Origin of the sequence: Spirochaeta cellobiosiphila DSM 17781 (genome assembly GCF_000426705.1) — a bacterium.
GTDB classification, from domain to species: Bacteria; Spirochaetota; Spirochaetia; order DSM-17781; family DSM-17781; genus Spirochaeta_E; species Spirochaeta_E cellobiosiphila.
This window is the reverse complement of record NZ_KE384557.1, coordinates 236113-257632: the sequence shown is the minus strand read 5'-3', so window position 1 is coordinate 257632 and position 21520 is coordinate 236113. Positions and strand designations below refer to the sequence as shown.

20 protein-coding genes are annotated in these 21520 nt (G+C 37.7%); 6 read left to right on the top strand and 14 right to left on the bottom strand.

The window, feature by feature from the left end; genetic code table 11:
• Positions 1–7 precede the first annotated feature (7 nt).
• The 4 genes from argJ to K345_RS0116155 are packed head-to-tail and all read right to left on the bottom strand — an operon-like array spanning position 8 to position 3740.
• Positions 8–1288, bottom strand: a complete 1281-nt coding sequence (gene argJ, locus K345_RS0116170) for a bifunctional glutamate N-acetyltransferase/amino-acid acetyltransferase ArgJ (protein WP_037572816.1) — start codon at positions 1286–1288, stop codon at positions 8–10.
• Between the two features lie 27 nt (positions 1289–1315).
• Positions 1316–2203: an endonuclease/exonuclease/phosphatase family protein gene (locus tag K345_RS0116165; RefSeq protein ID WP_028975044.1), complete on the bottom strand. Its 888-nt coding sequence runs from the start codon at positions 2201–2203 to the stop codon at positions 1316–1318.
• Positions 2203–3147: a phosphoribosylaminoimidazolesuccinocarboxamide synthase gene (locus tag K345_RS0116160; protein ID WP_028975043.1), complete on the bottom strand. Its 945-nt coding sequence runs from the start codon at positions 3145–3147 to the stop codon at positions 2203–2205. Before K345_RS0116160 ends, K345_RS0116165 begins: the two co-directional genes overlap by 1 nt.
• The gene (locus K345_RS0116155; RefSeq protein WP_028975042.1) at positions 3147–3740 is read right to left on the bottom strand and encodes an ATP-dependent Clp protease proteolytic subunit; all 594 of its coding nucleotides are present in this window, start codon (positions 3738–3740) and stop codon (positions 3147–3149) included. Before K345_RS0116155 ends, K345_RS0116160 begins: the two co-directional genes overlap by 1 nt.
• 172 nt (positions 3741–3912) lie before the next feature.
• Here K345_RS0116155 and era point away from each other — a divergent pair, with 172 nt between their 5' ends.
• Complete coding sequence (gene era, locus K345_RS0116150; RefSeq protein WP_028975041.1) at positions 3913–4791, top strand: GTPase Era; 879 nt, start codon at positions 3913–3915, stop codon at positions 4789–4791.
• Positions 4792–4794: 3 nt separating this feature from the next.
• Here era and K345_RS0116145 read toward each other — a convergent pair whose 3' ends face one another.
• Genes K345_RS0116145 through K345_RS0116130 form a run of 4 tightly spaced genes read right to left on the bottom strand, consistent with a single transcriptional unit; the run spans position 4795 to position 10170 of the window.
• Complete coding sequence (locus tag K345_RS0116145; RefSeq protein WP_028975040.1) at positions 4795–6549, bottom strand: sensor histidine kinase; 1755 nt, start codon at positions 6547–6549, stop codon at positions 4795–4797.
• A gap of 9 nt (positions 6550–6558) precedes the next feature.
• The gene (locus tag K345_RS0116140; protein ID WP_083963823.1) at positions 6559–8556 is read right to left on the bottom strand and encodes an EAL domain-containing response regulator; all 1998 of its coding nucleotides are present in this window, start codon (positions 8554–8556) and stop codon (positions 6559–6561) included.
• A 40-nt stretch (positions 8557–8596) separates the two neighbouring features.
• Positions 8597–9595: a hypothetical protein gene (locus tag K345_RS0116135; RefSeq protein WP_028975038.1), complete on the bottom strand. Its 999-nt coding sequence runs from the start codon at positions 9593–9595 to the stop codon at positions 8597–8599.
• 2 nt (positions 9596–9597) lie between these two features.
• Entirely contained in the window at positions 9598–10170 is a 573-nt protein-coding gene (locus K345_RS0116130) for a hypothetical protein (protein ID WP_028975037.1), read from the bottom strand.
• Between the two features lie 184 nt (positions 10171–10354).
• Here K345_RS0116130 and K345_RS0116125 point away from each other — a divergent pair, with 184 nt between their 5' ends.
• From K345_RS0116125 to K345_RS22590, 5 genes are read left to right on the top strand one after another with little or no spacing between them, the layout of a single operon-like run.
• Positions 10355–11578 carry an ABC transporter substrate-binding protein gene (locus tag K345_RS0116125; RefSeq protein ID WP_028975036.1) on the top strand — a complete coding sequence of 408 codons (1224 nt, stop codon included), beginning with the start codon at positions 10355–10357 and terminating at the stop codon, positions 11576–11578.
• Positions 11575–12273 carry a GTP-binding protein gene (locus K345_RS0116120; protein WP_028975035.1) on the top strand — a complete coding sequence of 233 codons (699 nt, stop codon included), beginning with the start codon at positions 11575–11577 and terminating at the stop codon, positions 12271–12273. The genes K345_RS0116125 and K345_RS0116120 overlap by 4 nt, the downstream gene beginning before the upstream one ends.
• Positions 12270–13235: an ATP-binding cassette domain-containing protein gene (locus K345_RS0116115; protein ID WP_028975034.1), complete on the top strand. Its 966-nt coding sequence runs from the start codon at positions 12270–12272 to the stop codon at positions 13233–13235. Before K345_RS0116120 ends, K345_RS0116115 begins: the two co-directional genes overlap by 4 nt.
• Before the next feature lie 12 nt (positions 13236–13247).
• Positions 13248–13487 carry a hypothetical protein gene (locus K345_RS0116110; protein ID WP_028975033.1) on the top strand — a complete coding sequence of 80 codons (240 nt, stop codon included), beginning with the start codon at positions 13248–13250 and terminating at the stop codon, positions 13485–13487.
• Between the two features lie 60 nt (positions 13488–13547).
• A complete protein-coding gene (locus K345_RS22590) occupies positions 13548–14396 on the top strand; it encodes an alpha/beta fold hydrolase (RefSeq protein ID WP_028975032.1) in 849 nt (282 codons plus the stop codon).
• Positions 14397–14452: 56 nt separating this feature from the next.
• On the opposite strand, the gene K345_RS0116100 is transcribed toward K345_RS22590, so the two are convergent.
• From K345_RS0116100 to K345_RS0116075, 6 genes are all read right to left on the bottom strand, one after another.
• Positions 14453–16162: a bacteriohemerythrin gene (locus K345_RS0116100; protein ID WP_028975031.1), complete on the bottom strand. Its 1710-nt coding sequence runs from the start codon at positions 16160–16162 to the stop codon at positions 14453–14455.
• A 63-nt stretch (positions 16163–16225) separates the two neighbouring features.
• Entirely contained in the window at positions 16226–18634 is a 2409-nt protein-coding gene (locus K345_RS22585) for an Imm51 family immunity protein (RefSeq protein WP_053228401.1), read from the bottom strand.
• 286 nt (positions 18635–18920) lie between these two features.
• On the bottom strand, positions 18921–19526 hold the full coding sequence (locus K345_RS0116090) for a lactate utilization protein (RefSeq protein WP_281169338.1): 606 nt from the start codon (positions 19524–19526) through the stop codon (positions 18921–18923).
• 272 nt (positions 19527–19798) lie between these two features.
• Positions 19799–20536, bottom strand: coding sequence for a PD-(D/E)XK nuclease family protein (locus K345_RS0116085; protein WP_028975029.1), 738 nt, complete (start codon positions 20534–20536; stop codon positions 19799–19801).
• A 35-nt stretch (positions 20537–20571) separates the two neighbouring features.
• Positions 20572–20742, bottom strand: a complete 171-nt coding sequence (locus tag K345_RS23220) for a hypothetical protein (RefSeq protein ID WP_156888444.1) — start codon at positions 20740–20742, stop codon at positions 20572–20574.
• Positions 20743–20864: 122 nt separating this feature from the next.
• A complete protein-coding gene (locus K345_RS0116075) occupies positions 20865–21503 on the bottom strand; it encodes a M23 family metallopeptidase (protein WP_053228400.1) in 639 nt (212 codons plus the stop codon).
• Positions 21504–21520: the final 17 nt, after the last annotated feature.

Here is a 21520-nt window from a genome sequence, read left to right as displayed (position 1 = left end):
ATTCGAATTAGGACCGATAATCGGCATTTTCATTTATATATTGATGGCTTAAATCAGATCCGGTCACGGTTGCTGTGTGGATACCCAATCCCAATTTTACCAATATTTCTACCTTTTTATCATGCTGGGGATAACCCAAAGAATGCTCATCATACGAGCAATCCCTAAGATACTGATTCAAAGCTTTTTCTTTGTCCGGGGTCAACTGAAAACTCCCCTGGGAATACACAGTTATATCACCAATTTTAATTGTCAGCTTTTGAGCATCTAAAAGGAATCCGGCATTACCAGCACAATCACCTAAGGAAGACACAATACGCCCCACATTCGGATCATTACCATAAATAGCTGTCTTAACTAAAGGAGAATTAATAACATTCTTTCCTAAGGCTTTTGCCATATCAAAGTGGGAAGCTTCCTGTACGGTTAACTCTATCACATGAGAAGTCCCTTCACCATTACGTACAATATCTTGCGCCAAATCCTTGCATAGCCGATTTAAACACTCTTTAAAATCCTGAAGGTTACTTTTTTTCTTTTGAGATGACAGGATTATCACAGAATCACTCGTGCTCTGATCAGAATCTACACTAATAGAATTAAAACTATCCCCTACAGCGTCCTGTAGACATTGCTGTAATTCTTCTTTGCTATGATTAGCGTCAGTCATGATAAAACAAAGCATAGTAGCCATGTTTGGTTCAATCATACCTGCACCTTTGGCAACAGCAGTAATTCGACAGTTCCCATAACAAAGACTTCTAACCTTGGGATAACTATCAGTAGTCATAATACCTTTCGCTAAAGAGCGAGCATCCTTCCTGGATAATGATTTTACTAAAGAAGGAAGAGCCCTTTTAATGTCATCGCACGGGAGTTCCCAGCCAATGATTCCTGTTGAAGAAGGAAAGAACTGTTCTTCAGAAGCTCCTGTTAATTGCGCTATCTCCCGGCATAAGGTATTTGCCTTTTCCTCTCCTTCTGCACAGAGAACATTAGCAATTTTATTATTAATTAATATTCCCCGTATAGCAGTGGATTCTTTTAAGCGTCTGCGCCCAATGATTACGGGATAGCCAGGAAAGGCATTCTGAGTAAAGACAGCAGCAAATCCAGTACTGGCTTCATCTAATAGAATCAAGTTAAGATTCATAGGTAAGGGTTCATTAGTTACCATTTCTTTAGGAATGAACTTCAACTGGGTAACAGCAGTTTGAAAACCCTCAGGAAGCTGACTTCGTTCTCCTAGGTCATTCCAATAGTCGTCTGTTGATTGATAGAGTTTCATAGTCCACTTCTTTATATATCAGCAGGACTATTTCTGCAAGCCAGCGTTTATTTTGATTAATACAGGAAAATGATCACTAGGAGAGGGATATCCCCTCCAATCACTAAAAGGTTGTTCATTCACAATGCGATATTCTACGATCTCAGTCTTCCTATTGAACTGTTTTGAAACAAATATATGATCAATCCATTCCCATTCCTTATGGTAGTAGTAACTACCAATTCCAAGACGTCCAGGAGGTTCTTCAAAGAAGTTTCCCGATTCTAATAACTGATATGCGGCACCAGAACTATCTTCATTAAGATCTCCCACAGCAATGACAATAGTTGCTTCCTTTTCCTGCCTACTGTCTTCTAATAATAAATCTGCAGATAGTAAACGATAGGTTTTATTGTCCTGAATATGGCCTAAGGCACTTTTCCAATGGTTATTGTAAATAAGTAATTCATCTTCCGATGACAAGGCTATTCTAACTTTCTGTATGGAACGAAGGGCCTGTTTTGGATGTATGATTTGACATTGATTCTGCTTTATAATAGGAAAACGACTAATTACAGCCAATCCGACGGCTTGATCATGATTCTTAAAAAAAACTTGATAAGGATAACCTTGCAGAGAAGAACATCGAAGAAGATTTGTTACTATATCTGTTTCGACCTCTTGAAGACATAAGACATCAATAGAACCATCTAAAGTAGCTAAGGCAGTTTGCAAGGAGCGAACTTTAGCTAACATAGTAGAAGTATTCCATCCCGATCCGGGAACATACTCTGAATATTCAGTATGGTTTAGTCTGTCATCGAATAGATTGTTAACATTCCATGTGAGTATAACAACACTCCCCTCATAAGAAGGGGAGCAACTACATATGAAGATAAGAAAAGTAAAAACAATTATTAATTTATATCGAACCACTAAAGGTAAGACTTGATTTTACTTAACTCCACTTCAATATCATCTTGTTCCGGATAAAATTCTTTTCCTGTCAGTAGTTCAAAAGCTTCTTTATAACGATTAGTCACTTCCAAACGAACATCATCAGGAATGACGGGAGGATTCCCGTCGCCCATAAAACCCTGATCAGCTAACCACTTACGTAGATATTCTTTATCAAGCTTTCTCTGGCTCTCACCTTTCTCAAACAATGACTCATAAGTATCGGCAAACCAATAGCGACTAGAATCAGGAGTGTGAATCTCGTCTACCAGAATCAATTCCCCATTATACAATCCCATTTCATACTTCGTATCGACAAGAATCAAACCTTGTTTTGCTGCCAGTTCAGTCCCTCGTTGAAACAAAGCCAAAGCTTTTTGTTCTATATCCTGCCATAGGCTTTCTGACACCAAGCCCCGGGATATAATCTCCTCACGACTTATAGGCTCATCGTGGAATCCTTGCTCTGCTTTTGTGGAAGGAGTAATAATCGGTTTGTCAAACTTTTGATCAGCCTTGAATCCTTCTGGTATCTTAATACCTGAGACAGCCTTACCCTTCGTATAATCTCTCCATGCAGATCCTGTTAAATAGGATCTGACAATGATTTCTACAGGAAGAACCTCACATTTCTTAACCCTCACCGCACGAGGACTAAGAGATTCTATCAAATGATTCTGTAGAATATCCTTGGTTTGTTCAAACCAGTATAGAGCCATTTGATTTAGTATCTGTCCTTTTAGAGGTATAGTACCCAGAATACAATCATAGGCGGACACTCGGTCACTAACTGATAAAATCAGTTCTGAACCGAGGTCTATCACATCTCTTACCTTCCCCTGATAAAGAACCTTGGGATCTACAAAATCCTCAGGTTGATATCCGGTGAAAGTTTTATCAAGAATGGTTTTACTTGAGTCCATTAGAAATCAAAATCCTTACGATTTGTAACGATCTTATTAATCAAATTGTATTCTTTGGCTTCATCAGCACTCATCCAGAAGTCTCTGTCTGTATCAACTTCTACTTGTTCTAATGGTTTGCCTGTTTCATCTGATATGAGCTTATTCAATTTAGCTCTTAGTTTTTCCAGTTCCTTAGCATGGATTTCAATTTCTGTAGCCACCCCCCTAATACCACTCAATGGTTGGTGAATTAAGTAATGACTATTAGGAAGGCCTAAACGTCTTTCAGCGGGAGCGGCTAATAAGATCAAAGCACCTGCACTAGCTACCAATCCCATTCCGACTGTATAGACTTCTGGTTTTACAAATCTGATCATATCAAAGATCGCATAACCAGCATCAACATCTCCTCCAGGAGAATCAATAAATACCTTAATGGGATCATCCCCATCTGCTTCCAGCAATAATAGTTGACGGATAACTTTCTCAGCCAGTTCTTTGTTAACCTCTCCAGATAGTAGGATGGTTCTTGTTTTAAGCATTTTATCCATCACATTATCTTTATTTTCCTGATCCTTTTTTTGCGTATCTTTTTCTTCTTCAAATCTCATTCAAAACTCCCTGAAGGATTATTATAATTCAATAAGTACCAGACCTATAGCTGGACAGACTTATTCAGCCTTGCTATAAGTTAGTCTTTTTCTTCTGAATCATCAACTAAGAATGGTTGAAAACACTGGCTATTTCTTCTATGTTGAATAAAATTTTCGAGGAGTTTAAGAAGTGAAATCCGGTTTTTGTGCCATAGTAGGCCGCCCTTCAGCAGGGAAATCCACCTTATTAAATGCGATCATTGGTGAAAAGGTTAGTATTACTTCCTCCAGTCCCCAGACAACACGTAATAAAGTACGGGGAATATTAACCAAGGAGGAACAGGGACAAATTGTTTTTATTGATACTCCGGGTTATCACAACTCTGAAAAGAAATTCAACCAATACATGATGGAAGTCGTTGACTCGACCCTAGTAGAAGACGCGGATCTCATTCTTTATGTCATAGACATGACCCGAAGTCCAGGAAGAGAAGAGGAAGAGTTAATATCTATGATTCTAAAAACCAATCTTCCCCTATTACTTTGTTTAAACAAATCGGATGTAGCCAAATCTGCCAAAGAAGAGATCTACACATGGCTGGAGTCCAAGAATATCCAAAACACTATTGAGGTATCAGCCGCTAAAGAAAAAGGATTAGATGAACTCATGGGTCAATTATTTGATATAGCTCCGGAAGGAGAATACTTATACCCACCAGATTACTATACAGATCAAACGCCTGAATTCCGCATAGCCGAAATCATTCGGGAAGAAACCATTAATCGTCTATCCCAGGAACTCCCTCACTCGGTCTACATAGAAGTAAGTGATATTGAAATAGACGAAGAAAAAAACATTATGTGGATACGTGCTTTTATTCAAGTAGAAAAAGAATCCCAAAAAGGTATTGTTGTAGGAAAAGGGGGTAAACAAATTAAGGAAATACGTCAATCCAGCCAAAAATCCCTGGGAAAAATATTTACCCAACGTATCCATATGGACTTAAGAGTAAAAGTGAATCCTAAATGGCGTAGGAAGGATAATCTTGTCAAAGACTTATTGAGTTAGGCCTTAATCAATTAACTCGGTATTCTTGGGAATTTCTAAAATAAATTTAGATCCCCTATATCCCGAATCTTCAAAGCTCTCATAAATCAGAGAGCCTTTTAATCTATTTTTGGTCATGGTTAGAGCGATAAATAAACCAAGACCGGTACCCATTTCTCTCGATGTAAAATAAGGTTCAAAGATCCTGTCCTTTATAGAATCAGGAATGCCCCCAGCCCAATCGATGAAAGCTATAGAACTAGAACTGTTACTGACTTTAATTTCAATATTAATGCAACTCTGTTTTTCATCGGCACTTTTTATAGAACTTATGGCATCTCTTGAATTGGACAAAAAGATGAGGACAATTTGTTTTATATCTGCTGGTAATGTCATTACCTCCAAATTAGGATTATTCTCCCATTCCACATCTTCTGCCAAACCTTGAACAATAACATTGGTTTCTATTTCTCGGGCTTTTAGTTGGGGCTGATACAAATGAAGGATTTCATTAATCAGTACATAAAGGTTTACCTTACGAACAGAGATGTCTTTAGTGAAAAAATTACGGAACGTATCAATAGTCTCAGACAGGAAATTAAGTTGTTCAAAGATTTCCTTTTTCGATGTGATAAATAAATCAGGCCCCAGACTGTTATGTCTATAGGCCGAAAACAAATCCTGAATAATTAACCCAATAGAATTAAGAGGTTGACGCCATTGATGAGCAATAGCTCCTAACATTTCCCCCTGAGCTTCTAACTTTGATTTGAGCATGATAATACTATCTTCCTGACGTCCTTTCTGCTCCGATATAAGTCGATGATAAGTATTAACAAGGATCAAAATAATAGGTCCAAGAATAAGAATAAGGGTGAGAACAGTAATAAAGGCAAACTCAGCCAAACTTCGAAACAACAAAGATAGGTAATTTCTATCTAGTTCATATACGGCATAATATCTATGATTTAAAATATCTATAGGAATACCAGCCAAATGCTTATTGACCCAAACTAATTCTTTATTATCCTGCAATGTTTCCATCAAATGGGGAAGATTCCAATATTCCTCTGCAGTAAACTGTTTTTGTCTGTATCGTGACCATGATTTATCTAACTGGGGGTGAATCAAATAAAAGCCCTCTTTATCCAAGAGATAAAACTTAAAGGAAGGAAGGCTTGTTAAACGTTTAATCCATTCTTCCATGTATAGATTGACAACAATAACCCCTTCCCTTCCTCCTGTTGATTGTATTCTGGTACCTACTCTCAAAGTCGGATTAAAAGGATATTCAATCATCCCCTGCTCCACATTCAGGTCTAAAGGGGAATATCCCGTTACATTAGGAGGTAAATTCATAAAATCTAAGAAATAATAGCGGTTGGATTTATTCTGGAGCTCATTATTAGGAATGATCTTAATGTCACCATTACGAAGGCGGTCAACACGAATAATCTCCATCCCTTTAGAAGACAAAAGCCTTAGTTGCATAATTTCAACCTGGCTATGAACCAAATCCAGAAACAAATGTCTTGTAAAATCTGTAGTCCCCTTGTCCAGAACACTTAGAACATATTCATCAGAAGCCAACATATTAATAAGACTAGACTCTTTTTCTTTGAGGAATTCTATCTCTTTTTTGATGAATTGATGTTGTTGCTCAATATCACCAAGCATGTTATTCATACCCGATCGATAATTATAGACAGCAAACAAATAAAAACAAATGACTGATACTATGAAGCCAATAATCAATAGGAGGGCATATACCTTACGCATCCAATACTCCTACAAAGAATGAGCCAACAGCTCAGGTTTAGGAGGAGATATACCATAACCTTGAGCAAAATCAATATTCAAACGTTTGACGGTTTCCAATATTTTATCATCAGATACATACTCAGCAATGGTTGTTAACCCTAATTGCTTGGCAAACATACTGATTGATTGAACTATAATCATGGCACTATAGTCCTCTACTATATTACTAATAAGAGAACCATCAATTTTAAGATACTTTATGGGTAAGTTAACAAGATAGGAAAAGTTGGAATAACCTCTTCCAAAATCATCGATAGCGATTTGGATTCCTTCAGCACTTAAAGAAAGAAGAACTTTCTGTATAAACTCAAAGTTATCTATCCCTTCTGACTCAAGAATCTCCACGATCAGTCGATCTTGAAGGTGATATTTGTGGACTGCATCAATCAGATATTGAAGGGTCTCTTTATCAAGCAAATCCTCTATAGACAAATTAATGGAAAACGTATCATCACGGGCAGCAAAAGTGGCACAAGCTAAGGATATAACTCTATAAGTTAGATCCTTGTAATACCGCGACATCTTGGCAGCAGGAAGAAAGGATTGGGGAGCAATGATTTGACCATCTTTATCTATCATGCGAATAAGAGACTCATATTTGTGAATCTGTCCTGTTTTCAAATCACATATGGGTTGAAAGAAGACTTTGATCCTATCATCCAGCAAGGCTTCCTTAATCTTTTGGGTCCAGAGAAAGTTTTCTCTATGCTTTCGCTCTGCATTCTGCTCATAATCGTAGAACTGCAAGTATTTGTGGCTCTTTTTTACTGATTCCATAATATTTTGCATGGATTCAATAGGATGTGTATATTTTTTGTTATACACCATATAGACCAAGCTAAAATCTACTTCAAAACTCACTTGCCCCTTAGAAAAAGGATGGGATTCTGTATATTTCTTAAGGAGGGTAGCAACCCTAACCATCCCCTCTTGGTCATCTCCTTCTTTGACAAGAACAAACTCATCCGCTGCAATACGATAGACCTCAACATGCTCTTGTGTAGAAACAGAACTAATAGCATTAGCCAGATAACGTAAAACGCTATCTCCAAAATGGATACCAAAGAGAATATTAATACTTTTAAAACGATCGACATTTAAAAGCATCACAGTAGATACTTCTTTTTTTTCAAGATCCCTTTGTAATTCAATCCGATTGGATAATCCTGTCAAAGTATCAGTTACAATACTGCGTTCCAAACTTGTTCGACTATTGATTAGCTCTGTAACATCATACATGAGAACCAGATATTCGTTTATTTCTTCTTCAGGGGTTAGTAAAGGAGATATGGTGGTATCTACATAGAATGGATTATGATCCTTAGTAGCACCCTTAAGAATCCCCTTCCATATTTGACCTTTACGAATATGAGCTATCAGATCCTTATATAATAATTCATCTTCTAGGAGACTTTGGGGTAAGACAGACTTCTGACTAACCCATTCTTGATACGAGTAGCCAGTTAAATTACTAAACTGCTTATTCACATAAACAACTTCACCATCCTTATTAGATATAAGCACAAGGGAATTATTATCAACAATCTTTTTGTATTGAGTTAATAGGTTCTTTTGTTCATCCCGTTCGCGTTTAACCACCAATTCGTTGGAGATCTCCTTGATGTATTCCAAAAGAACTTCTACATCAATAGGTTTGATTATAAAATGATCTACCTTGGCCCGAATAGCTCTTAAAAAATAATCCTGATGGCTAAAAGCAGAAGCCACAATTACAGGAATATCACCAAAGGTCTCTCTAATAACCTGCACCATGGACAGGCCATCCATGCCGGGCATTTTAATATCTGTAATTATTAGGTCCGGAGTGTTATCATTTATAGCCGTTAAGGCCTCAGAGGGTTTGGGATAGCTTGTCACTTCCTTGACTTCACGGCCCAGAATCCGATCCAAGTGCAATCGAAGAATGGCGTCATCCTCTACGATCATCAACTTAATATCAATCATGCTTTAAAGGATAATGGGCCAGAATCTGTAATGCAAAAAATTAATTAAAAGAATATCCAATATAGATACCCCTGAAGATGGCTTTTCCCTCATCAAGAATAGAGAGATCACCATGAGATCCAACGGTAATGTTGTTGCTAAAGGTAAAATGATAATCAACAGTTAAGAATCCATCAGAGTCATACTCCCCATTCCAAGAGAACTGACCACGATAGTTAAAACCTAGTCCCAGGCCTTCGAGATAATTAGTAAGAGGATAGAACAATAAGCCAGTTTCATATTCAAGAAATCTTGTCCCAATATCAGAATCATCATAAAAGGTCCCACTCGAAGAAGGGCTATCTTCAGGAATATCAAAATAAGACAAGCCGAATTTTACAGCGATCCGTTTATTGAGTTTTTTTTCAAATAATAAAGGAAAGTAATGAACAGCCTCATCATATGCTAATACGAAAGTGGCTACTGGATTTATGAGGATAATAAGGCTTTTGTCTTGAGTTTTAGGCTTCCATTGGGAGGAATCACTATCAGTATATTGATTTGAATGACTGCTTTCACTTGCTATAAGCTGTTCTGTACTCAAATCAAGAAGAGTTTTAATAATTTGAGAGACCTCAATCTTTACATCATTATACGTATCATTTTCTATAAGAGTATAATAAGTGTATAACTTAGAACCATCCTTAAAAAAGTCTATCATGATATCCCCGGTGATAAGATAATGACTATTTTGTTTTATCAGCTTAACTTTAAGTTCCCTGACAGAAATAGTAATGGGATATAAATAGGCACTATTAGAATTAAAATAAGAACCTAGGCTCTGATTGAGATCTGTATCCAGATATATGTCTTCCTTCTTATACAGAGGCCCGTTATCAATCTCTCCCAGTAGGGAATGATCACGGTTATCAACCACTTTATCAACATAGAAACCATGAACAGGACGATCACTATCGTTCTGAATTGTCACAACTATTTCAGACCATAAGTAATGGGGAAGGATACATATAATAAATAGTACAGAAATAAAGCTCTTCATAATCAGATTTCTTTCTTCACTCCGATGGCATATCCCAAACCTAATTCCAGGAATTTTATATCACCGTCTCCAATGAAGGGCCATCCACCTCTCACCCGCCAGGTTAAACCATTATCAAGAACAAAATTAAAACCTGTAGTAATGGCACCATTACTGACATATCTCTGTTTAGTAAAATCTTTATTATAGATAAGTTTACCATAATAGCGTAATCCAACTGATAGACCATCTAAATCAAGACTTAAAGGGTACAAATTAAAACCTGTCCCCCAATTAAAATAATGACTTGATTCTGTTCCATCCATAAGATCTATAATATAACTCCCCCCATCTTTCTGCAATTCTGGCGTATTTATATAGGCAAAATCAGCCTGAAGAGATACGGAACTCATAATTCTGTGTTCGATACTTATGGGTAGATATAAAATTTTCTCTTCTGTTCCTAATAACAAAGTGGATAATGGGTCAGTAACAATAACTGTGTTATAACTTATATCATGATCATCGCCGAATAAAGTCATCCCGCTAATCATCAATAAAACAATAACAAAACCAGAAATAGTAATTAATCGCATAAACACTCCGTAAGGTCATATCATAGCCCGAATACAGTGTTTTGGCTATTCTTTGATTCTACACAAACAGGACTTATCAATCCCACAAATTAAGAGAGTGTTTTCGTAAAAATATATATAAAAAAAGTCTTATTTCGTAACATTGGTTACAGAATCTAAATAGGAATTCCCCTAGGATAGGGCTATGAATAATGAATATTTTAGCATTACCGATTCGGTACATCAGATCATAAGCCAGTATCCTATGACCTTAGATATCTTCATTGCCAATGGATATCCCCAATTTAAAGAGGCTTCCAAACTCGAAAGCTTAGGCTCGCGATTAAGCTTTGAAGCAGCGATGAAGATGAAGAATAAGAATGTACAAGTCTTCTCAGAACTTCTAAATGAAGTCATCAAACAGAATTCAGATGAAAAAGAAATATACCAATCCCCATCAAAAAAAGCTTCCCTGGAAGTAGCAGGCGTCCTCCCTTGTCCAGTCAAAATCCCTTTGATAGAAGGATTCGAAACCTTCGTTAAAGAATATGGATCAAAGACTCAGGAAAAGATTAGCTATAGGCTCCAATCCGCCTCAGGAGGGATCAACTGGTTAGAAGAGGAAGTCAAACTAGCCCAGGAAGAAAAGGATATTCCCGATCTATTTATTTCTGCTGGATTTGAGTTATTCTTCGATAAGGATCTCATAGGTCGTTTTCGTGACCAGAAGACCTTTAAAGATATGAGTTCCCTCAAGCAATTCAACTCCTGTTTTGACGAATTGGACTTAAAGGATTCTAGAGGTAATTACTCTATTATAGCCGGTGTCCCTGCAGTATTCTTAGTTGATCATCAGCAATTAGGAGATAGAAAAGCCCCCCGTACATGGGATGAACTCCTATCTGAAGAATTTACAGGTTCGATTAGTCTTCCCATTGAAGATCTTGACCTATTTAATGCTGTTATTCTTACACTCTACCATAAGAAAGGGACTCAAAGTATTGAAGCTTTAGGAAGGAATCTACTGTCCTCTCTACATCCAGCCCAAATGGTTAAGAATAATCACTCAGAGAAGCCGGCTGTTACAGTACTCCCCTGGTTCTTCACAAAGATGATACTCCCCGGTACAGCTCTTGAAATGATTTGGCCTGAGGATGGTGCGATTCTGAGCCCCATATTTGTGGCTGGAAAAAGAAAGAAAGAAGCAAAGCTCAAGGAGATAATCAGGTATTTTGAAAGTGAAGAAGTTGGTAGACTGATGAGAGACCGAGGGTATTTTCCTGTCGTGAATCCTCATGTGGATAACAAAATCCCAGAAGGAAAAGGATTTCAATGGGTAGGATGGGATTTTATCTATGACCACGATTTGACAGAAACCATAGAACTATGTACAGAACATTTCAATAAGACATCAGGGAGGGCCTCATGAACCTTGTCACCTTCTCAGGTCCCCCATCTTCGGGAAAAACATCGGTTATCCTCAAAACCTTGGAAACTCTCCAGAAGCAAGGTATCAAACCGGGTGTGGTAAAATTCGATTGTTTGTATACAGATGATGATCTTCTCTATCAGAAAGCAGGAATTCCCGTACGAAAAGGCTTATCAGGCTCTCTCTGTCCAGACCATTACTTCATTAGCAACATAGAAGATGTAGTTAACTGGGGACTTGAAGGACAGTACGATCTTCTAGTCAGTGAATCTGCTGGACTCTGTAATCGATGCTCACCCTATATAAAGGATATCAAAGCAATTTGTGTTATTGACAACCTAAGTGGAATCAACACACCTAAAAAGATAGGCCCCATGCTAAAGACAGCGGATATTGTTGTCATCACAAAGGGAGATATCGTGAGCCAGGCAGAAAGGGAAGTCTTTGCCGCCCGGGTTCAGGTGGTTAATCCCAAAGCCATTATTCTTAATGTAAATGGCTTAACTGGTCAGGGATGTTATGAATTAGGCACCCTTCTCTATTCCCAAAAGGAATCCCTCACAAGTCTAAAGGGCTACAAGTTACGCTTTAGCATGCCCAGTGCCCTCTGTTCCTACTGTCTAGGAGAAACCCGAATAGGCGAATCCTATCAAATGGGCAATGTTCGTAAAATCAAACTGGAGTCAAACCAATGATAGACAAGACCAAACTAGTAGATATTCGTGATCGCTATCCTTATATAGATAGTTTCTTTCTAGAACATGACATTAGTATAGAGGACAATGACAACCTAATACTGGAAGATCTAATTCAACAATCAGGACATGACGCCCCTACTACTATGGAAAAGCTCCACAACTTCCTACAGGAAATGGAATCTTTTCTTAAGGAAGATCAAGAAGAAGTACAATCCATAACGATTTATCCCGGAACAAATAAAGCAGGCGAGACAGAAACCTTTGAAAAATTAGTACTCAAAGCTGGTGAAGTTACCTGTTTGGTAGGGCCTACAGGTTCTGGTAAAAGCCGATTGCTGGGAGATATAGAATGGGTAGCCCAGGGGGATACACCAACTTCCAGACGCATCATGATAAATGGGGAGATACCTGACAGTAAATGGCGCTTCTCCCTATCCAATAAACTGGTGGCCCAACTATCCCAAAATATGAACTTTGTTATGGACATGAGTGTAGAAGAGTTCCTGCGCCTCCATGGAGAAAGCCGTCTTGTAAACGATCTGGATAAGGTCGTTCAAGACATATGGGAACAAGCGATAGCCCTGGCAGGTGAACCCTTTACCCTTAATACACCAATTACAAGCCTGAGTGGAGGTCAGAGTCGAGCTCTTATGATCGCTGATACGGCGATCTTAAGCCAATCTCCTGTCATCCTTATCGATGAGATCGAGAATGCAGGCATTGACAGGAAGAAAGCTCTAGAACTTCTCATCAAAAAGGACAAGATAATCCTAATGGCTACCCATGATCCCGTATTGGCCCTGTTGGGGGACAGAAGGATAGTTATTAAAAATGGTGGTATCCATAAGGTTATAAACACAACAACAGAAGAAAGAACCCTCCTGGATGAATTGGAGGATATAGATAGAAGATTAAATACATTAAGACACAAGCTCAGACTTGGTGACACATTACAATAAGGAGTTAGAACAATGCATGAAGGATGTACAGGACAATTTAAAGAAGGATCACAGGTCATTGATAAAATCAGAATGATGGGCTTCTCAGATCAAAACTTACCCATTCCCCTGGTACTGGAATGTTCTCATTGCGGCCAATCCTTTATCATGAGAACCTTTGAGTCGCATTGTGACTGTGGACAAGTATATGGGGTTACCCCCTGCCATGCTGATTCTGCAGAGAATGTGGTGAGAGCCGGAATAAATTATTAATATGATTTTTTTTGTGATCTTTATTACTATATAGGTTGTTATACTTCGTAGGAGAACTTAATGACCATCGATAAATTTACGTTAGAAACAACAACATCAAAACTGGCCATGACTGTTGAAGGAGATAGTACAGAAGTCATCTTATTACTGCATGGAGGCCCCGGTGTCCCTGATTATCTTGAAGAAGTATCTCGTATGCTCACCCCCCAATTTAAGACTGTACGATTTGATCAAAGAGGAGTGGGCCAATCTAAAGCCATTAACAATCAATATTCTATGAAGGATTATATAAGCGATATTGATGCTGTTATCGACTTTCTAAACGTGGATAAAGTTCATGTTTTTGGCCATTCCTGGGGAGGTTTATTAGCACTAATCTATACATCCTCCCGACCAAAACGTGTAAAAAGCTTGTTCCAATGCAGTCCATCCTCTGGAACAGGTACAATATGGCAGCTTATGGAAAGGGAAGTAATGGAGCATAATAGAAGCCAGTGCTCTAATATAGAATGGCTGCGCTTGGGTTTGAACTCTTTGTTTGGAGCATTAGGACATAATAGTTCTTACCAACGGGTTTTTGCCCAAGTATGGAAAAATTATTTTAAAAAACCTAGCGAAGCTCCTGAAGTCGATACGGAATGGCTAAAAGGAGTTCGGAGTGCAGCTATTAATAAAACGAGAAAAGAAGTGTTGAAACTAAACTACAACGATATTGTTCAAAAGATAATCAACATGACTATCCCTTTTATGATTACTTACGGAGCCTATGACATCTATGGAAAGACAAGAAAAGATAATATTGAACGCCTTGCCAATGGGGAATATTATGAATTCAGTAATGCCGGCCACTTACCCTGGATTCAGGATCCAGAAGACTTCAAGAAGTTAATTGGTAGATTTTACAAATAATAACTGATGGCTTCCCTCTCGGGGGAAGCCATAAAGAATCAATCAAGATATTTACCCTAATGGGGGTCTGAAAAGATCCCTTGTTCCACAAAATATTCCTTATATCGCATATCAACATGATAGATATGCCTGATAAGACCTAAGCCAATGTCCTTTTGAACCTTTGCGGCTAAAGAAGGAGAAGCTCCATCATTACGGAATTCTTGGATAAGTTCATTCATTCTCTTAATATACTGCTGGTGTATTTCATGGTGTTTCTGTAGATCAGGGTAGTGATTCTTCTTAAGAAAATCCTCTTCATCATTGAAGTGTTTTACCACATAATCCCCTAGATCGCTTATTACTTTTTCTAACCGGTCCTTCGTCATTCCCTCTAACATTCCCTTAAGGAATTTATTAAGAGTATCGAATAAACCTTGATGCTGTTCATCAATTATATTATTCAGAACAGATAAGGTAGTGGACCATTTGATTCCAATATCTACGGCCCCCTGGCCTTTAAGGACCTTGCCTCTGCCATACTTACGAACAAGATCATCCATATTAATCAAGTTCTGACTGACATAAGTAGAGAATTGCATAAATAGGTTGTTGAGTTTTTCCGTGCTTTGGACGACTTGCCTAAAACGACTACTCGTTGAATGAGATATTTGGTTTAACGTTTCCATAGTCTGTTCTATAGTCCCTGTTTGAGTCTTTATATCTCTACTAACAGAATTGATAGTATTGCTAGAATTAAGGAGTTCCGAAGTAGAATTGAGAATTTCCCTTTCTCCGACAACCAGCTCTTCCATTCCTGCAGATACTTCATTAAGGCCTGCGGCCACTTCTCTGGTTTTGTCAGAGATCTCTTTAAAAGTATTAAGAGTTTGACTACTGGAGTCTTCCGCATTCTTAATACGATCAGCTATATCTTCAAGAACTTCTGTTATGTTATTGGCATTCTGAGCTGAGTTGATAGCCAGGGAACGAATCTCATTAGCTACAACACCAAATCCCTTACCTGATTCTCCAGCATGGGCAGCCTCGATGGAAGCATTAATGGCCAGCAAATTCGTTCTGCTAGCCAAATCATTAATCACAGAAGTCATCTGTAATATATCCCCTGTTTGTCCAGCTATATCTTTTACAAAGCGAATGGTTTCATTTAACCTTTGTTCACCTGTTCTCGTTAAATCAACCAGAGAATCTGTTAAATCCTTACGGCTTTTTGTGATACGCGCAATATTATCCGATGAGGAGGTCATTTCCTCTACAGCTGAGGAAGAGGATTCAAGAGATTTGCTTTGCTGTTCTAACTGACTGGCTAATTCTTGAATAGCTTTAAAGATATCTTTAACAGCTTGGGTGTTCTGGGTAACATTTTCATCAAGGTTTTTAACCCCATCTTCCATCAAGTCAATTTGGCCGGTAATATCCTTAACCAACTCCAAGGAAGATAATGTATTAATGCTAAGGGCCTCACCTACCTGATAATTCTGTTGGGTGGCTTGTCTAACATCCTGTCTGAAGCTATCATACGATTCTGATCCCTGACTTATCTTGGTAAAGAGTTTATTTGAAGATTTAAATCCTGAAGGGGCTGTCCCTTTATCCATAGGGCGGAAGAGAAAGACATAATAAAATATACTTATACAGATGAGAGGAATGGCGTTAATCAAGGCCCATAATGCTAAATGACTGGCCCCTAGTAATGGTAGAGCCACACCAAGAGAGATCACTTCTATAATAAGAATGCTGAGTATAAGTTTCTGTTTGTTTTTCATAAAGAAACTTATACTCTATGGTAGATAGTTTGGAAAGACTAAGTTACTCAAATACTAAGAACTTTAATCCCATTCAATCTTGTCACCATCCACTTCTATTAAAGTGAAAAGTTTGTTTTCATTCTCAATCAAATCGGTAATAATCGCCTCAAAACGTTTAGCACGATTTTGACCATTCTCATCAGGAGTAAAATAAGCAGCATACATACCAGCTTCCGGATCATGCTCTATGTTATCTGCTAAATCCTTATCCACTTTTACCAGGTAATACCTAAAGAAAGCTTCCCAGTTATACCCATTCATATAAGCCTGGTCATTGATTTCACCCATTTTTTTACCAATAGCCATGATTTTGTCTTTTTCAATATAAAAGCAGAGGCTGATATTGTCATCAGACTCCAGAACTTGTATATAACTGTCTTCCTTTTCTTTAAGCTCAAAGGCCTTTTGCCTAGATTCAACAGCATTGGCATCCAATCCTTCACCTTCATAGACCTGGGCTATAAGGAAATGCCATTGACTGTTCCCTTTACCTGACTCTTCCCATTCCTTTAGCAGGCGGAAAGCGGCCTTCCAGGCTCCTAAATGGATATGAGCTTCAACTGTTAACATGGCCTGTTGATAATAGGGATCACTAATCGCTTCGAAACAGGAAATAACCCCGGTATAATCAGCTTGTTCGAACCGTTCCACCATCGAGTGATACAGCTTGACCTGTTCCTCATGGTGGATCTTGTTCTCCCAATCTTTCATACATTCCCGTAAGTATTCCCTTTCATCACCACTATAGTTAACTTGGTCAGCATCAACCTCTAAACCTTTTCGAATAGCATCATAAGCTTCCTGATAGTGACCATATTTGTCCTGAACGAACCCCATTTGGATATAGATCGGAGCATAATGAGGATCTATGGCCAAGGCTTTATTTAAACAAGCAAGACATTTATCATGATCATTCAAGGAATCATAGGCATAGGCCAGTTTATAATGCCATCGAGCATCCTTAAGGCCTTCCTCTTCCACCTCCATAAGCTTATCAATGGCACCTTGAAAATCCCCCAGGTTATTTAAAGCTCTGGCATAGCTGGAGACAATCTCATAATCAGGATTCTCCAGTTGGGAACAAATTTCAATAACCTTGTCAGGATGGTTTTTGTCATGCCAATCATCCAGAAGAGCTATAAGAGCCTCTCTGTCTTCCAGGAATTTCTGAGGGACGCCCTTATCCTGCTCCAAGAGGTAAACCCTATCAGGAGTTATAGATTCCTCTTGGGTATAAATGATCCAGTCACTTATATCGTCAACTTTGATATTAAGTTCATCACCTTCATTTAAAGCGGCAATATGATAAGGTTGGTTCAGCAGAATTCCTTTAAACAGGCCTTCACTTTGGTCGGTGATCTCAAACCACAGATGTTCTTTATTAGCCTCATCCTCCTGTTGATATTCCTCATCCACTAGTAAGCCCGCTTTAATTAAACCCTTATTACCTTCCATCAGACAATGAGCTTTAAAATACTCAAGACGTTCTTTGGCCAGATCAGACATTCGCTTTGTTTCTTTGTTAGAAAGATAGAAGAGGGGATTATCCTGTATGTGTTTAACCGCTTGATTAGGGTGGAAGAAGAGCTTTTTATTAGTTCCTTCCTCTTCCATATACAGATAGAGCACACCTGAAGGATATCTATGACTATCCCTATCCTTATCAGTTGTTCCCAAACCATCAAACTCTTTGATAGCCTCCTCCCATTTTTTCCAAGTGACTACAATACCTGCTCCAACAGGTATAGGCTCTTCTGGTTCAGTCTTAAGATTACCATCAATAGCCCTGGTCGCTAGAATTTCCATCAAAGTACCAAGGGTTCTATAAGAGTTATCTTCTAGAAAAGCATCTATGATTTCTAACTCTATACTGCCACAGCGGTTCAAACCATGAGTATGAAGCCAAACAGAATCCTCATCATTTACAGCATGAATACGATATAAATAACTAGGAGCTGGAGGAATGGAAGATTGTGAGGTTAGACGAACCCATCTTCCTGATAAGATACTAAAGGAAGCATGATCTACGATTCCACATATGTTAGGAAGCATTGTATAGATTAATTTAACTTGTAGGTGAAAAGACATAAGATTGTCCTCACCAAAAAGCATTTTTACTGTCAGGGCTAAGCCTGCACTTTGCAGTCGCTTATGCTCAATAGAAGTTAGGTCGTGTTTAACGATAAGCATTTCATTGAACTGGGGCTTTTCGCTGAGAATATCAGCGCTAAACTTCTGCCCTCGGTACACAAAATTTAAGTGAGCAGAATCCTCATCATAACTTTGATATTCCAGATCACTGAATTCGCTATTTGCATGTATGCGATTGATTAGAACATCAAGCTTCATAAAATCAGCATCACTTGATGATATACCTTGCATAATAGAGAGGGTCTTGTAGTTATCCTCTTTGATGAACTTGTTGTACACCACAGTCTCCTTGTTGTTACTGAACTTTTAACTGGTCTAGGATTTTATCACAGTGGGCACAAATAAACGGGTAAAAAAAGGACTTTTTATATCTGTTATTCAATCATACTCATTACCATAGGCAAATCAGTCTTTTTGTGAAGAGAAGGGACGGTATACACCCACTACCCGAGTATGCTCTTAAACTGATACACCAGAGGGGGTAAAGGTCACTAGATATCCATTGGGAAAAATTGAGGATATCAGAGTGTAGTACTTTATCTTTCAATAGAGCTCTCTTCCCTGTCTAAAATCCATATTCTCCCTCTACTAATAAGACTTTGATCCTTTGAGAATCAAACTGTCCTTGAATGATAGAGTAGTAATTACAGATTTTGTCACTGGATTTACAATCCCTGCATGTTCCTGTTTTCACACAGGGAGTTTTCTTTGCCAGGCGCTTAGCATCAAGGGGAGCGGCTATCTCTTTTATTCTCTTAATGGCTTCTTCATCATTAGCAACAATTTTATTAGTACCAGTTATGAGAAATACTTTGTCCGGTCCAAAAATAATGGGAGCTACCCGGCTCCCATTGCCATCGAGATTTAATATCCGTCCTTCTAAAGTAATGGCATTTATACCACTCAAGAAGATATCAGCAGAAAAATTATCTCGATAGAGCTTGGCTTTTTCTTCTTTTGTGATGTCAGGCCTGTATTTATCCAGGAAGTGACAATTACTATTCCTGAGAAGATCATAAATTCCTAATTTTTCTAAGGTTTTAGAGTCACCCACACCTATAGTACTATCTGAGGAGAACAGCTCCTTCAAGTAATCCAGAAGACTCTCTGGGCTTTCAAAGTATTCCAAGCCGATTCGATTTCTGTTTAGAGCCTTACTTAGTTGATTAATATTATTGATTTTTCTACCTCTTTCTTATTTCTTAGATCAATCTATAGATATCTTTCCTACTCTTTCGCATCCCGTAAGTTCGTAATACGGGATAGACCTACAAACTTAGGCTCTCACAAAAATAATAAAAAAGTGAATTGAAGAGAAGAAAAAAAACAGTACCTAAGAGACAACTATCTACCTTCAGCGCCAATAGAACCCTAGGTATCAGACTTTTGAAAATGATATGGATTGAAACCAATAACTATCTAAAAAATATATTACATACTTTATTATGAACCAAATAATTCTTGAATCATCATTACCTTATGAAGAACCTGATCGTTAAATGAATCATTAATGTCTTCACCAGATATAGAAATGGGAAGGATGTATCCATAAGTCTTATTTTCAATAAATTCCAATTCACGTAGTTTGTTTAAATTCAATATTTTTTTATTCCATACGTCCATTAACTGAAGAGAAAATGGCGTGTGATACTCATGCCAAAAATCTTGAAAATATTCTACACAGACGAGCCCCCAGCTGAATTCTAAATAGTACAGACAATCTTTAGCTCTAGTCATCCTGGTAACCTTATACCCATGATTCGCCATATAATCTCTGTTAATAACGATTGCCTCATTAATCTGTTTTAATAGATTTGGTATTTTTATACTATTGATGAGCTCCACCTCTTCTGCTCCTATTTTTGAATTCACAATATAATTTTCTCTAACAAACTTGCTTAGTTCTGATAAAAATATATCTTCTGATTGAAATAACTTAAAGATATCATCCCAAAAGACTGTTTCATATTTAACATTTTTATCCTGGAAGTATACCTTTAAATTTGAAGAGCCTAACTGTTCTTTTATCTTATTTTCCAGGTAATCCTTTCTATTTTTGATAGTTAGTAAAAATAGACTTTTATTCTGATGTTCAGAATCATTTTCAAGTATTTCTAGATATCTTTTTATTTGATCACCTTTTGAAAAGTCAGCAAAAAATTTGTTTTCAATAATTATCACATTTTCATTATAGTTAAGAACAATATCTGGTCGTCCTAAGCTAAAAGTCTTTTGAGTCGTAATAGAATACTTATATGAAAGATTCTGGTTAAGACCTCTTTCTTAAGAGTTGTATAGTGTTCATTATGTAATAAATACACAAGGACCTCAGTGGTTAAATCTTCACCTCCAAGTCCTAATATTCTTGTAAATAAAGATACTTCCAAAATTAAGACCTCACATCAGTGTATTATAAAATAATAACCTAACCCCATTAAATGTTCCCTTATTAATGAACAAAGATGCTAATTTTAATACATCCCTGGGAGTACTTTTAATTCCGGCCCCTCTATTCTTCTCTATCACTTCTAATAATATCAGTTTTTAAAGGAAGAGAATTCGATACTTTTATCCATTTACCCTTTTTCTTACATTCATAATGGTTAAACACAAAGGGGATTCCTTGGGCATGCTTGTAATCTAAGGAATCCATGAACTGCATATGTAAATGGGGCATAGTGGAATTACCCGAGTGGCCTAGTTCTCCAATGATATCATTCACCCGAACCTTCTGACCTACTTCGACTGCTATTGAGTTCTGCTTCAAATGAGCCAGCAGAGCGTACTGTTTATCACTTATCTTGATGGTCACATAATTGCCCGTAATAAGTTTATGAGAGATCGAACCTTCCATAAATTGTTTTGTTACTCTCATGGTATTACGATAATCATGGAAGATATTAACAGGATTTCTTTCTTCAATATTATTCTCTATATCCACTACTTCACCTTCAACGGGTGAATAGATCTTTTGCCCCCATCCATAAAAGTTCCCAAGGGGTAAACCTTTTAATAAATATCTAAGAAAAGAACTTTTATAGGGGAGCTTCCCTTTCTCACCTATCATAATAAAATCAATAGCATAAGTCTCACCAAAGAGATCTGTACCATGACTGGGAACATTCGATCCAGGAGTGTTGGGGGTCATGCATTTCCCCTGTAATG

What these genes read in the sequence shown, in the direction of transcription:
- argJ (WP_037572816.1), bottom strand. Translation starts at nt 1,288, where the DNA reads ATGAAACTCTATCAATCAACAGACGACTATTGGAATGACCTAGGAGAA.
- K345_RS0116160 (WP_028975043.1), bottom strand. Translation starts at nt 3,147, where the DNA reads ATGGACTCAAGTAAAACCATTCTTGATAAAACTTTCACCGGATATCAA.
- K345_RS0116155 (WP_028975042.1), bottom strand. Translation starts at nt 3,740, where the DNA reads ATGAGATTTGAAGAAGAAAAAGATACGCAAAAAAAGGATCAGGAAAAT.
- K345_RS0116145 (WP_028975040.1), bottom strand. Translation starts at nt 6,549, where the DNA reads ATGCGTAAGGTATATGCCCTCCTATTGATTATTGGCTTCATAGTATCA.
- K345_RS0116140 (WP_083963823.1), bottom strand. Translation starts at nt 8,556, where the DNA reads ATGATTGATATTAAGTTGATGATCGTAGAGGATGACGCCATTCTTCGA.
- K345_RS0116135 (WP_028975038.1), bottom strand. Translation starts at nt 9,595, where the DNA reads ATGAAGAGCTTTATTTCTGTACTATTTATTATATGTATCCTTCCCCAT.
- K345_RS0116130 (WP_028975037.1), bottom strand. Translation starts at nt 10,170, where the DNA reads ATGCGATTAATTACTATTTCTGGTTTTGTTATTGTTTTATTGATGATT.
- K345_RS0116125 (WP_028975036.1), top strand. Translation starts at nt 10,355, where the DNA reads ATGAATAATGAATATTTTAGCATTACCGATTCGGTACATCAGATCATA.
- K345_RS0116120 (WP_028975035.1), top strand. Translation starts at nt 11,575, where the DNA reads ATGAACCTTGTCACCTTCTCAGGTCCCCCATCTTCGGGAAAAACATCG.
- K345_RS0116115 (WP_028975034.1), top strand. Translation starts at nt 12,270, where the DNA reads ATGATAGACAAGACCAAACTAGTAGATATTCGTGATCGCTATCCTTAT.
- K345_RS0116110 (WP_028975033.1), top strand. Translation starts at nt 13,248, where the DNA reads ATGCATGAAGGATGTACAGGACAATTTAAAGAAGGATCACAGGTCATT.
- K345_RS22590 (WP_028975032.1), top strand. Translation starts at nt 13,548, where the DNA reads ATGACCATCGATAAATTTACGTTAGAAACAACAACATCAAAACTGGCC.
- K345_RS0116100 (WP_028975031.1), bottom strand. Translation starts at nt 16,162, where the DNA reads ATGAAAAACAAACAGAAACTTATACTCAGCATTCTTATTATAGAAGTG.
- K345_RS0116075 (WP_053228400.1), bottom strand. Translation starts at nt 21,503, where the DNA reads ATGACCCCCAACACTCCTGGATCGAATGTTCCCAGTCATGGTACAGAT.